Raw genomic sequence first — 12955 nt, 5'->3', positions numbered from 1 at the left:
TGTACCAACATAAAGAGATGCTGGCGTGCCCAGCACGCAAATTGTTAATGATGTAGCCGTGATGAAGAGGTAGTGAATGCCAGGCAGCACCTTGTTAAAAGCGTTTGTTTTGTTTGTCGCCCTCTGGGCACCCCTCACTCAGGCAGATACCGGTTGGCAGCCCGTTCAGGAAAAAATCCATAAGAGCGAAAAAGACACCCGCCAGTATCAGGCTATTCGTCTTGATAACGGGATGACTGTGCTGCTGGTCTCCGATCCGCAGGCGATTAAATCGCTCTCTGCGCTGGTCGTACCCGTCGGTTCGCTGGAAGACCCCGATTCGCATCCTGGTCTTGCCCATTACCTTGAACACATGACGCTGATGGGGTCCAAAAAATATCCGCAGCCGGATAGCCTCTCTGAATTCCTCAAAATGCACGGTGGCAGCCACAATGCCAGTACGGCACCTTATCGCACTGCGTTCTATCTTGAAGTCGAAAATGATGCGCTGGAAGGGGCGGTTGACCGTCTCGCTGATGCCATCGCGTCGCCTTTACTGGATAAAAAGTATGCCGATCGCGAGCGTAACGCCGTCAATGCCGAACTGACCATGGCGCGCACGCGAGACGGTATGCGCATGGCGCAGGTCAGTGCCGAAACAATTAACCCGGCGCACCCAGGCTCGCGTTTTTCAGGGGGTAACCTGGAAACCCTGAGCGATAAACCCGGCAGCCCGGTTCTCGATGCCTTACACGCTTTTCGTGATAAATACTATTCCGCCAATCTGATGAAAGCGGTAGTTTACAGCAACAAACCGTTGCCGGAGCTGGCGCGTCTTGCGGCACAAACCTATGGTCGCGTGCCGAATAAAAATATCGAAAAGCCGGAGATCACCACGCCAGTGGTCACGGATGAGCAAAAAGGGATCATCATTCACTACGTGCCTGCGATGCCGCGTAAAGTGCTGCGTGTCGAGTTCCGTATTGATAACAATACCGCGCAGTTTCGCAGTAAGACGGATGAGCTCCTCACCTATCTGATCGGTAATCGCAGCCCGGGCACGCTCTCTGACTGGCTGCAAAAGCAGGGGCTGGTAGAGGGGATCCGCGCTGATTCCGATCCTGTCGTCAACGGCAACAGCGGTGTTCTCGCGATCTCGGCAACCCTGACCGACAAAGGCCTTGCGCACCGCGATCAAGTGGTTGCGGCGATCTTCAGCTATCTGTCGTTGCTGCGCGATAACGGTGTGGATAAAAGTTACTTTGACGAACTGGCCCACGTGCTGGATCTCGATTTCCGCTACCCGTCGATCACCCGCGATATGGACTATGTTGAATGGCTGGCTGACACCATGATTCGCGTTCCGGTGGAAAATACGCTGGATGCGGTGAACATTGCCGATCGCTATGACGCCGATGCCATCAAAGCGCGCCTGGCGATGATGACCCCGCAGAACGCCCGCATCTGGTATATCAGCCCGAAAGAGCCGCATAACAAAACCGCGTACTTTGTCGATGCGCCGTATCAGGTGAATAAAATCAGCGCGCAAACCTTCGCTGACTGGCAGAAAGAGTCCGGCCAGATTGCGTTAAAATTGCCTGAACTTAATCCGTACATTCCTGACGATTTCACGCTCATCAAGCCTGCAAAGGAATACCCGCATCCGGAACTGATCGTTAACGAACCGACATTACGTGTGGTTTACACCCCAAGCCGCTATTTTGCCAGTGAGCCGAAAGCCGATGTCAGCGTGGTACTGCGCAATCCGCAGGCCATGGACAGCGCCAAAAACCAGGTGATGTTTGCGCTCAATGACTATCTGGCGGGGATCGCCCTGGATCAGCTCAGCAATCAGGCGGCTGTCGGTGGGATCAGTTTCTCCACCAACGCCAACAACGGGCTGATGGTCAATGCTAACGGTTACACCCAGCGTTTACCGCAGCTTTTCCAGGCGCTGCTGGAGGGGTATTTCAGCTATACGGCGACCGAAGAACAGCTGGAGCAGGCCAAATCCTGGTATGCGCAGATGATGGATTCGGCGGAAAAAGGCAAAGCTTTTGAGCAGGCGATTATGCCTGTGCAGATGCTGTCGCAAATTCCGTACTTCCAGCGTGAAACGCGCCGCGCGTTGCTGCCGTCAATCACCCTGAAAGAGGTGATGGATTACCGGACGGCCCTGAAAACCCATTCGCGCCCCGAGTTTCTGGTTGTCGGCAACATGAGCGAAGATCAGGCTAAAACTCTCGCGCAGAATGTTCGCAAACAGCTGGGTGCCAACGGCAATGAGTGGTGCCGTAACCAGAATGTGCTGGTGGAAAAACAGCAGAATGTGATCTTTGAAAAGGCGGGGAGCAGCACGGATTCTGCGCTGGCCGCAGTATTTGTGCCGACCGGCTACGATGAGTATGCCAGCTCCGCCTACAGCGCGGTGCTGGGGCAGATCATCCAGCCGTGGTTCTACAATCAGTTGCGTACCGAAGAGCAGCTTGGCTACGCGGTGTTTGCGTTCTCGATGAACGTGGGTCGCCAGTGGGGACTGGGCTTCTTGTTGCAGAGCAGCGACAAACAGCCCGCGTATCTGTGGCAGCGTTATCAGGCCTTCTTCCCGCAGGCTGAAGAGAAACTGCGCAAAATGACGCCGGAAGAGTTTGCTCAAATTCAGCAGGCCGTAATCGCGCAGGTGCAGCAGGCTCCGCAAACCTTGGGCGAAGAGGCGTCGCAGCTGAGCAAAGATTTCGATCAGGGTAATATGACCTTTGATTCACGTGATAAAGTAGTGGCCGAGATAAAACTGCTGACGCCTCAAAAGGTTGCCGACTTCTTCCACCAGGCGGTGGTGAAGCCGCAAGGCATGGCATGCTTGTCTCAGGTTTCCGGCAGCCAGAACGGGAAAGTGGATTATGTGAATCCGCAGGGCTGGAAAGTCTGGGAGAGCGTCAGCGCACTGCAGAAATCGATGCCCTGGAGTAAGAAAGAATGACCGATACCGCTGAGTCCCTTGATCCCTTACGTTTGCCGCTACAGGGCGAACGATTGATTGAAGCCTCAGCGGGAACGGGAAAAACCTTCACCATTGCCGCCCTCTACCTGCGCCTTCTGTTAGGACTGGGCGGCAATGCTGCGTTTGGGCGCCCGCTCAGCGTGGAACAACTGCTGGTGGTGACCTTCACCGAAGCGGCGACAGCCGAACTGCGCGGACGTATTCGTGCGAACATACACGAACTGCGCATCGCCTGCCTGCGCCAGACTACCGACAACCCACTTTATGCTCGTCTTCTTGAAGAGATTGCTGATAAGCAGCAGGCCGCTCAATGGCTGCTTCTGGCCGAGCGTCAAATGGACGAAGCCGCCGTCTTTACCATTCACGGTTTTTGCCAGCGCATGCTGAGCCTGAATGCGTTTGAATCGGGCATGCTTTTTGAACAGCAACTCATTGAGGATGAATCCGAACTGCGTCATCGGGCGTGCGCGGACTTCTGGCGTCGTCATTGCTATCCGCTCCCGCGTGATATCGCCGAAGCGGTGCATGCCTTATGGAAAGGGCCGGAAGAACTTTTACGCGCTATCGAACGCTACCTGCAAGGCGAAGCACCGGCGATAAAATCCCCGCCGCCTGCGGATGAAACGCTGGCTGCACGGCACGAGAAAATTATTTCGCTGATAGCCGCCCTGAAGCAAAAATGGTGCGAGTCGGTTGCCGATATCGACGCCATTCTTGAAAATTCCGGCATTGACCGCCGCAAATTTAACCGTGGTAATCAGGCGAAATGGATCGAAAAAATCAGCGCCTGGGCGCAGGAAGAGACGCGCAGCTATCAGCTGCCCGATGCGCTGGAGAAGTTTTCTCAGAGCTTCCTGGTGGAGCGCACCAAAGCTGACGGTATCGTCCCTGAACATCCGTTGTTTGTCGCGATAGAAACACTGCTGGCGCAGCCGCTGACCCTTAACGATCTGATGATCACCCGTGCCATGGCCGAGATCCGCGAAACCGTTGCGCGTGAAAAACGTCGTCGTGGCGAGCTGGGTTTCGACGATATGCTAAGCCGTCTGGATGCGGCACTCGGCAGTGAAAATGGCGACGCGCTGGCAGCGGCGATCCGCGCCCGCTTCCCGGTAGCAATGATCGATGAATTCCAGGATACCGACCCGCAGCAATACCGTATTTTCCGCCGTATCTGGCGCAGACAGCCCGAAACGGCGCTGTTGCTGATTGGCGATCCTAAACAGGCTATCTACGCCTTTCGCGGCGCGGATATCTTCACCTACATGAAAGCCCGCGGAGAGGTCGAAGCGCACTATACGCTGGACACCAACTGGCGTTCCGCGCCTGGAATGGTGGCGAGCGTAAATACGCTTTTTGAGCGTATGGATGCGGCTTTCATGTTCAAGGAAATTCCGTTTTCGCCCGTTAAGTCGGCTGAGAAAAACAGCGCACTGCGCTTTGAGCTCCGTGGCGACGTTCAGCCTGCGATGAACTTTTGGCTGATGGACGGCGAAGGCTGTGGCGTCAGTGATTATCAGAACGTGATGGCGCAGCAGTGCGCGGCGCAGATCCGCGACTGGCTCAGCGCCGGTGCGCAGGGCGAAGCGCTACTATGGAAAGGTAACACCGCTAAAGCGGTCAGCGCCTCGGACATTACCGTGCTGGTGCGCAGTCGTCAGGAGGCGTCGCTGGTGCGCGATGCCCTCACGCTGCTCGCGATCCCTTCTGTTTACCTCTCTAATCGCGACAGCGTGTTTGAAACGCTCGAAGCGCAGGAGATGCTATGGCTGTTGCAGGCCGTGCTGACGCCTGAGCGGGAGAGTACGTTGCGCAGTGCGCTGGCAAGCTCAATGCTCGGTCTTAACGCGCGTGATATTGATGCGCTGAATAACGACGAAAGCGCATGGGATGCGGTAGTTGAAGAGTTTGCGCATTATCGTGAGCGCTGGCAAAAACGCGGCGTCATGGCGATGCTGCGCGAACTGATGGCTCAGCGTCATGTCGCTGAAAATATGCTGGCGACCGCAGGCGGTGAGCGCCGCCTGACCGACATTTTGCACATCAGCGAGCTTTTACAGGAAGCGGGATCGCAGCTTGAGAGCGAACATGCGCTGGTGCGTTGGCTGTCGCAGCATATCGCCGATCCTAACAGCAATGCGGCCAGTCAGCAGATGCGTCTCGAAAGCGACAAACATCTGGTGAAAATCGTGACGATCCACAAATCAAAAGGGCTGGAATATCCGCTGGTTTGTCTGCCGTTTATCGCCAACTATCGTGCGCAGGATCAGGCGTTCTATCACGATCGCGTGTCGTTTGAGCCGGTGCTCGATCTCAGCAAAGCCGATTCTAGTATTGAGCTTGCCGAGGCGGAGCGTCTGGCGGAAGATTTACGCCTGCTGTATGTCGCCCTGACGCGCTCCGTCTGGCATTGCAGCCTGGGCGTTGCGCCGCTGTTCCGCCGTCGCGGCGAGAAGGCGGGGGAGAGCGATTTCCATCAAAGTGCGCTCGGGAGGCTGATTCAAAGGGGTGAGCCAAAAGATGCCGCCGGGCTGCGCCAGTGTCTCGACGCGTTATGTGATGAAAATATTGCCCTGCAGATCCCCGGCCAGCCCGATCTTTCCCGCTGGCAGATGCCAGAGCCATCGGTGCCCGATTTAGGCGCGCGGCAGATTACGCGTGCGCTGGTGGACGACTGGCGAGTCACCAGCTATTCCGGCCTACAGCAGCACGGACAAAACATTGCGCAGGATCTGATGCCCAAACTCGACGTAGATGCGTCGGGCGTAGGTGAGGTGGCGGCAGAACCCGAGTTGACACCGCATCAGTTCCCGCGCGGTGCGTCGCCAGGCACATTTTTGCATAGCCTGTTTGAAACGCTCGATTTTACGCAGCCGGTATCACCGGAGTGGGTGCTGGAGATGTTGCAAAAAGGCGGGTACGACGCCCAGTGGCAGCCGGTACTTACCGCGTGGATCACGGCGATTTTACAGGCCCCGCTTAATGATTCGGGGATCTCCTTAAGCCAACTCACGGCAAAAGAAAAACAGGTTGAGATGGAGTTCTATCTCCCGATTGCCGGGCCGCTCACGGCGACCGCACTGGATGCGATTATTCGCGAGCATGATCCGTTGTCGAAGAACAGCCCGGCGCTCAATTTCCGCCAGGTGAGCGGGATGCTGAAAGGCTTTATCGATTTGGTGTTCCGCCATGAGGGGCGCTACTACCTGCTTGATTACAAATCCAACTGGCTGGGCGAAAACAGCGAGGCCTATACCCGCCAGGCAATGGCCGCCGCAATGCAGTCGCACCGCTATGATTTGCAGTATCAACTTTATACCCTGGCGCTGCACCGCTACCTGCGCCACCGCATCGCAGATTACAACTATGAAGACCATTTCGGCGGTGTGATTTATCTGTTTTTACGTGGCGTTGACGCCCGGGATCCGCAGTCGGGGATCTTTACCACGCGCCCGGATCCGTTGTTGATTGATAAAATGGACAGACTGTTTGCCGCAAGCACGGAAGAGGTGGCCCAATGACAATGAAAGAGCGGTTACTAGAGGCGGTAGAGCAGCGTGCGCTGCGCCCTCTGGACGCGCAGTTTGCCATGATGGTGGCGGATAACAATGCTGCGGTCATGCTGGCCGCCGCGATCCTCAGTAAAGATGCCGGTGAAGGCCATGTGTGCTTGCCCCTGTCACGCCTGGTACCGGATGAGAAAATGCCCGCTCCGCTGCAGGCCTGTTTCGCCCTCCTCGGCGAAACGACGGACTGGCAAGACGTGCTACTGCGCTCTGACGCCGTCAGTCACGGTGATATTCCGACGCCCTTGATTCTGTGTCATGACCGACTCTATCTCAATCGCATGTGGCGTAACGAGCTGGCGATTGCGCATTTCTTTAATGATTCCAATCAGCCGCTGCCCTATGACGATACTGCACTGATTCAAACCCTGAATGACCTGTTCGGTGATTCAGAAACGGTGAACTGGCAAAAAGTGGCGGCGGCGGTAGCCCTGACGCGGCGCATTTCGGTGATTTCTGGCGGGCCAGGGACGGGGAAAACCACCACCGTCGCAAAACTGCTGGCGGCGCTGATTCAGATGGCGGGCGAGCAGAAATGCCGTATCCGGCTGGCTGCTCCCACGGGCAAAGCGGCGGCAAGATTGACGGAATCACTGGGCGGCACGCTGCAAAAACTGCCGTTGAACGATGCCCAGCGCAAGCTGTTCCCGAATGAGGCCAGCACGCTGCACCGCCTGCTTGGCGCCCAGCCGGGCAGCCAGCGTCTGCGCTATCATGCAGGGAATCCGCTGCACCTGGATGTGCTGGTGGTCGACGAAGCCTCGATGATCGATCTGACGATGATGTCGCGCCTGATCGACGCGCTACCGCCGCACGCCCGCGTGATTTTCCTGGGCGATCGCGATCAGCTGGCCTCGGTTGAGGCGGGGGCCGTGCTGGGGGATATCTGCAATTATGCCAGCGCAGGCTATACCCTCGCGCGCGCGCAGGAATTATCGCACCTGACCGGCTGCCCGATTGAAGGGCACACAGAAGAACGGGCGGGGGCCTTGCGCGACAGCCTGTGCCTGTTGCAAAAAAGCTACCGTTTTGGCAGCGATTCCGGTATCGGCCAGCTCGCCGCCGCCGTTAACCGCGGCGATCGTGCGGCCATCAGAACGGTATTTAACGGCACATTTGACGACATTGAGAAAAAGCCACTCCAGACGGGCGAAGAGTATCTCGCCATGCTCGAGGATGCATTGCAGGGTTATCAGCGTTTCCTTCTGAGCGTGCAGCAACAGGATGCACCGGAAGCTGTGATTGCGGCCTTCGGTGAGTATCAGCTTTTGTGCGCGCTGCGTGAAGGGCCGTTTGGCGTCACCGGGCTGAATGAACGGCTGGAGCTGGCGTTAGCGCAGAAGCGGAAAATCTTCCGCCAGCCGCATTCCCGCTGGTATGAGGGGCGTCCGGTGATGATCTCCCGTAATGACAGCGCCCTTGGACTGTTTAACGGTGATATCGGCATTGCACTCGATCGCGGCCAGGGGCTGCGCGTCTGGTTCCAGATGCCCGATGGCAGCGTGAAATCAGTGCAGCCAAGCCGTCTGCCGGAACACGAAACGGCGTGGGCGATGACGGTGCACAAATCGCAGGGTTCGGAATTTGATCACGCGGTGCTGATTCTGCCCGCGCAAATGTCGCCGGTAGTGACGCGCGAGCTGGTGTATACCGCCATCACCCGCGCGCGGAAAAGGCTGTCGCTGTATGCCGACGAGCGTGTGCTGACGCAGGCCGTGACGACGCGTACCGAGCGGCGCAGCGGGTTAAGCGCGGTGTTTGAATCTGCCTGATTGTTTGGCTCCCTCTCTGTTCGGGAGAGGGAAGCGCATGGCCTGTGGGGTTAACTCAAGTCCGCCATCAGCACCTTCGAACGTCGCTGATAGTTGTACATCTCTTTTTTACTCTCCGGCAGCAAATCAATATCGACCGGTGTAAAGCCGCGTTCCTGGAACCAGTGAATGCTGCGGGTGGTCAGGACAAATAATTTATTCAGGCCGATCTGACGTGCCTGGGCGGCGACCCGCTCAAGCAGCACTTCGCCGCGCGAGGAACTGCGGTAGTCTGGATGCACTGCCACGCAGGCCATCTCACCGATTTTCTCTTCCGGGAAGGGATAGAGTGCCGCGCAGGCGATAGTCAGGTTGTCGCGCTGGATGATGGTGAACTTGTCGATCTCCATCTCCAGTTGCTCGCGGGAGCGACGGACCAGAATCCCTTGCTGCTCCAGCGGCCGAATAAGCTCCAGAATCCCGCCAATATCGTTGATCGTGGCGCGACGAATCTGTTCCGCACTCTCCATCACAATCTGCGTACCAATACCGTCGCGCGAGAACAGCTCCTGCAACAGCGCGCCGTCTTCCTGATAACTGATCAGGTGGCTGCGACGCACGCCGCTGCGACAGGCTTTGACCGCGCCGCGCAGGAAACGCACGGTGCCGGAGTGGTAATCGCCTTCCGCTTCCAGCGCTTCGACGCGCGCCTGGGCTTCGTTCGGGAAAAGCTCCGAAACGATATCCCCTTGTTCGTTAAACACGCCCTGCGAGGAGCAGAAACCGATCATCTTCTCAGCTTTGAGTTTGATCGCCAGCTGCGTTGCCACCTCTTCGGAGGTGAGGTTAAAACTTTCGCCCGTCACGGAGACGGCAACCGGCCCCATCAGCACAATCGCGCCGTTATCGAGCTGGCGATGAATCGCCTCTTCGTCGATACGACGGATACGCCCGCTGTGGCAATAATCCACGCCATCATCCACGCCCAACGGCTGGGAAATAATAAAATTGCCGCTGACCACGTTGATATGCGCGCCCTGAAGCGGTGTATTGTTGAGGCTCATCGACAGACGCGCAGTGATATCGAGCTGCAAAAGCCCGGCTGCTTGCTTAACCAGCTCCAGGGTTTTGGCATCAGTCACGCGGGTGTGCTTGTGATAAATCGGCTCGTGGTGGTGGGCGGCCAGATTGGCGTCGATCTGGGGACGCGCGCCGTAGACGACCACCAGGCGAATACCGAGGCTGTGCAGCAAACCGATGTCATTGACAATACTAGAAAAGTTCTCGTGTTCGATGGCTTCGCCACCCAACATGATGACAAACGTTTTTCCCCGATGGGTATTGATGTAGGGAACAGAATGGCGGAATCCCTGGACCAGTTCGGTTCTACGTTCCTTTACCACGGCACAACCCCTCAGTGAATGTTTATTCGTATTTTCTGTATTTTTATTCGATTATTGCCGCGCGCGCAACCCTAAATTCAGTGTAAACCAGAGAAAAAATTAAGTGATGCGTGCCTTACTGCATGATTGTTTACCCTTTTATAGATGACAGGTTATGCATCATTCGCTAAAGTTTTCGGTCAATTTGGACGTTTTGTAGATAAATTCGTTTTCTTGCTCGGGAGAAGCATGTCGGGATCCAAATCAACAATAAGCCGCCGCCGCTTGTTACAAGGGGCCGGGGCGATGTGGTTGCTGAGCGTCAGCCAGGTTGCATTCGCCGCCGTCAGTCAGGTGGTGGCAGTGCGTGTCTGGCCGTCTTCGACCTATACGCGCGTGACGGTAGAGTCTAATCAGGTACTGAAATACAAACAGTTTGCGTTGAGCAATCCTGAGCGTGTGGTGGTGGATATCGAGGGCGTAAATCTGAACTCGGTGCTGAAAGGCATGGGGGCGCAGATCCGTGGCGATGATCCTTACATTAAATCTGCCCGCGTCGGCCAGTTTGATCCGCAAACCGTGCGCATGGTGTTCGAGCTGAAGCAGAACGTTAAACCGCAGCTGTTTGCGCTGGCTCCGGTGGCCGGTTTTAAAGAGCGTCTGGTGATGGATCTCTATCCGGCTAATGCGACGGACATTCAGGATCCACTCCTCGCCTTACTGGAAGATTACAACAAAGGCGATCTTGAGAGGCAGGTTCCTCCTGCTCAGAGTGGCCCGCAGCCGGGTAAAGCGGGGCGCGATCGCCCGATTGTGATCATGCTCGATCCTGGCCACGGCGGAGAAGACTCCGGAGCGGTCGGGAAATATCGAACGCGTGAAAAAGACGTGGTGTTGCAGATTGGTCGCCGTCTGAAGGCGTTGATCGATAAAGAGGGCAACATGCGGGCGTATATGACGCGTAATGAAGATGTGTTCATTCCGCTGAAAGTGCGCGTGGCGAAAGCGCAGAAACAGCGCGCTGACCTGTTTGTCTCCATTCACGCCGATGCCTTTACCAGCAGACAGCCGAGCGGTTCGTCGGTCTTTGCCCTGTCGACCAAAGGGGCGACCAGTACCGCGGCGCGACTGCTGGCGGATTCCCAGAACGCCTCTGACCTGATTGGTGGGGTGAGCAAGAGTGGCGATCGCTATGTCGATCACACGATGTTCGACATGGTGCAGTCGCTCACCATTACCGACAGTCTGAAATTTGGTAAAGCGGTGCTGAGTAAACTCGGGAATGTGAACAAGCTGCATAAAAACAGCGTTGAGCAGGCGGGCTTTGCGGTGCTGAAGGCGCCGGATATCCCGTCGATTCTGGTCGAAACGGCGTTTATCAGTAACGTCGAAGAGGAGCGTAAGCTCAAGACCGCGAAATTCCAGCAGGAAGTGGCAGAGTCGATTCTGGCGGGGATTAAGGCGTATTTCTCGGATGGCGCGACGCTGGCCAGAAGAGGGTAGATGGCATGAGCCGGGTTCACGCCCGGCAAATCCACAAACTGCAGATACAAAAAAACACCCTTGAGGGTGTCTATTGTTTTTCGAAGAATTGGTTGCGGGGGCCAGATTTGAACTGACGACCTTCGGGTTATGAGCCCGACGAGCTACCGGGCTGCTCCACCCCGCGTCCGTCTTTCTTCTATTTTACATACTACTGCTTAAAACTTGATTGGTTGCGGGGGCCGGATTTGAACCGACGACCTTCGGGTTATGAGCCCGACGAGCTACCAGGCTGCTCCACCCCGCGTCCGTCTTTCTACTGAGCAAAAACATCGTAGAAATTTACTGCATCAAATTTTAATTGGTTGCGGGGGCCAGATTTGAACTGACGACCTTCGGGTTATGAGCCCGACGAGCTACCAGGCTGCTCCACCCCGCGTCCGTGGATGCGCACTATACTCGGATAGGTTTTTGATGCAACCCTTTTTCTCATAAATACCAAAATTAGTATGTAAAATGAACGACATCGCCCTGTTCGGACGATTAATGCGCAAATCCTGCCTCAGGATGCGCTATCAGATTTCAATAGCCTGAGGGGTTTGTTATCTTCTTTATAGAGACTCAGGGCAACTTTAAGACGAGATATAATGAAAGGACGATGGGCGAAGTATCTGATGACGGGCGCAATGGTAGCGATTCTTGCGGCCTGCTCCTCTAAACCGACCGATCGCGGTCAGCAATATAAAGACGGGAAATTTACCCAGCCTTTCTCTTTAGTTAACCAGCCGGATGCCGTGGGTGCGCCGATCAACGCGGGTGACTTCGCTGAGCAGGTCAGCCAGATCCGCACCGCGTCACCGCGTCTGTATGGCTCGCAGAACAGCGTCTACAACGCCGTTCAGGACTGGCTGCGTGCAGGCGGCGATACGCGCACTATGCGCCAGTACGGCATTGATGCCTGGCAGATGGAAGGGGCCGATAACTACGGTAACGTCCAGTTCACCGGTTACTACACGCCGGTGGTTCAGGCGCGACACACCCGTCAGGGAGAGTTCCAGTATCCTATTTACCGCATGCCGCCAAAGCGTGGCCGCCTGCCGTCTCGCGCAGAGATCTATTCCGGTGCGCTGAACGAAACGTATGTGCTGGCCTACAGTAACTCGCTGATGGATAACTTCATCATGGATGTGCAGGGCAGCGGGTATATAGATTTCGGTGATGGTTCACCTCTTAACTTCTTTAGCTATTCCGGTAAAAATGGCCACGCCTACCGCAGTATCGGCAAAGTGCTGATCGATCGCGGGGAAGTTAAGAAAGAAGATATGTCGATGCAGGCTATTCGCGAGTGGGGCGAAAAGCACAGCGAAGCGGAAGTGCGTGAGCTGCTGGAGCAGAACCCGTCCTTCGTCTTCTTTAAACCGCAAAATTACGCACCGGTGAAAGGGGCCAGCGCGGTTCCGTTGATTGGACGTGCATCCGTGGCTTCCGATCGTTCTATTATTCCGCCGGGCACCACGCTGTTGGCAGAAGTGCCGACCCTGGACAACAACGGCAAATTCAGCGGTCAGTATGAATTACGCCTGATGGTGGCGCTGGATGTCGGTGGGGCCATTAAAGGCCAGCACTTCGATATTTATCAGGGCATTGGTGCGGATGCGGGCCATCGTGCGGGCTGGTATAACCATTATGGACGCGTATGGGTTCTCAAACCCGCAGCAAGTGCTGGCAACGTTTTCAGCGGCTGAATGTGGTAATCTAGCGCGTAATATTTACCGCCTTCTCCTGTGATGGAGA

6 protein-coding genes and 3 tRNA genes are annotated in these 12955 nt (G+C 56.1%); 5 read left to right on the top strand and 4 right to left on the bottom strand.

The features are described from left to right. The first annotated feature begins 76 nt into the window (after positions 1–76). Genes ptrA through recD form a run of 3 tightly spaced genes read left to right on the top strand, consistent with a single transcriptional unit; the run spans position 77 to position 8318 of the window. Complete coding sequence (gene ptrA / locus F153LOC_RS07340; protein ID WP_102104667.1) at positions 77–2959, top strand: pitrilysin; 2883 nt, start codon at positions 77–79, stop codon at positions 2957–2959. Next, a complete protein-coding gene (gene recB / locus F153LOC_RS07335; protein ID WP_102104666.1) occupies positions 2956–6501 on the top strand; it encodes an exodeoxyribonuclease V subunit beta in 3546 nt (1181 codons plus the stop codon). Before ptrA ends, recB begins: the two co-directional genes overlap by 4 nt. Next, entirely contained in the window at positions 6498–8318 is a 1821-nt protein-coding gene (gene recD, locus F153LOC_RS07330) for an exodeoxyribonuclease V subunit alpha (RefSeq protein ID WP_102104665.1), read from the top strand. The genes recB and recD overlap by 4 nt, the downstream gene beginning before the upstream one ends. A 50-nt stretch (positions 8319–8368) precedes the next feature. On the opposite strand, the gene argA is transcribed toward recD, so the two are convergent. Continuing rightward, the gene (argA, locus tag F153LOC_RS07325) at positions 8369–9700 is read right to left on the bottom strand and encodes an amino-acid N-acetyltransferase (protein WP_100779095.1); all 1332 of its coding nucleotides are present in this window, start codon (positions 9698–9700) and stop codon (positions 8369–8371) included. Between the two features lie 228 nt (positions 9701–9928). Between argA and amiC the strand changes: the two genes are divergently transcribed. Then, positions 9929–11182 carry an N-acetylmuramoyl-L-alanine amidase AmiC gene (gene amiC, locus F153LOC_RS07320; protein WP_100779096.1) on the top strand — a complete coding sequence of 418 codons (1254 nt, stop codon included), beginning with the start codon at positions 9929–9931 and terminating at the stop codon, positions 11180–11182. 89 nt (positions 11183–11271) lie between these two features. On the opposite strand, the gene F153LOC_RS07315 is transcribed toward amiC, so the two are convergent. From F153LOC_RS07315 to F153LOC_RS07305, 3 genes are all read right to left on the bottom strand, one after another. After that, a tRNA-Met gene (locus F153LOC_RS07315) sits at positions 11272–11348 on the bottom strand. A gap of 43 nt (positions 11349–11391) precedes the next feature. After that, positions 11392–11468, bottom strand: a tRNA-Met gene (locus tag F153LOC_RS07310). Positions 11469–11523: 55 nt separating this feature from the next. Continuing rightward, a tRNA-Met gene (locus tag F153LOC_RS07305) sits at positions 11524–11600 on the bottom strand. A gap of 208 nt (positions 11601–11808) precedes the next feature. Between F153LOC_RS07305 and mltA the strand changes: the two genes are divergently transcribed. Continuing rightward, positions 11809–12906 carry a murein transglycosylase A gene (gene mltA / locus F153LOC_RS07300; protein WP_100779097.1) on the top strand — a complete coding sequence of 366 codons (1098 nt, stop codon included), beginning with the start codon at positions 11809–11811 and terminating at the stop codon, positions 12904–12906. Positions 12907–12955 lie beyond the last annotated feature (49 nt).

It is taken from the genome of Lelliottia sp. F153 (assembly GCF_002870005.1).
Taxonomy (GTDB): Bacteria; Pseudomonadota; Gammaproteobacteria; order Enterobacterales; family Enterobacteriaceae; genus Enterobacter; species Enterobacter nimipressuralis.
The sequence above is the reverse complement of the archived record's forward strand: the minus strand, read 5'-3'. Positions and strand labels throughout refer to the sequence as shown.

Coding starts and splice junctions, on each gene's coding strand:
- ptrA (WP_102104667.1), top strand. CDS start 77: ATGCCAGGCAGCACCTTGTTAAAAGCGTTTGTTTTGTTTGTCGCCCTC.
- recB (WP_102104666.1), top strand. CDS start 2,956: ATGACCGATACCGCTGAGTCCCTTGATCCCTTACGTTTGCCGCTACAG.
- recD (WP_102104665.1), top strand. CDS start 6,498: ATGACAATGAAAGAGCGGTTACTAGAGGCGGTAGAGCAGCGTGCGCTG.
- amiC (WP_100779096.1), top strand. CDS start 9,929: ATGTCGGGATCCAAATCAACAATAAGCCGCCGCCGCTTGTTACAAGGG.
- mltA (WP_100779097.1), top strand. CDS start 11,809: ATGAAAGGACGATGGGCGAAGTATCTGATGACGGGCGCAATGGTAGCG.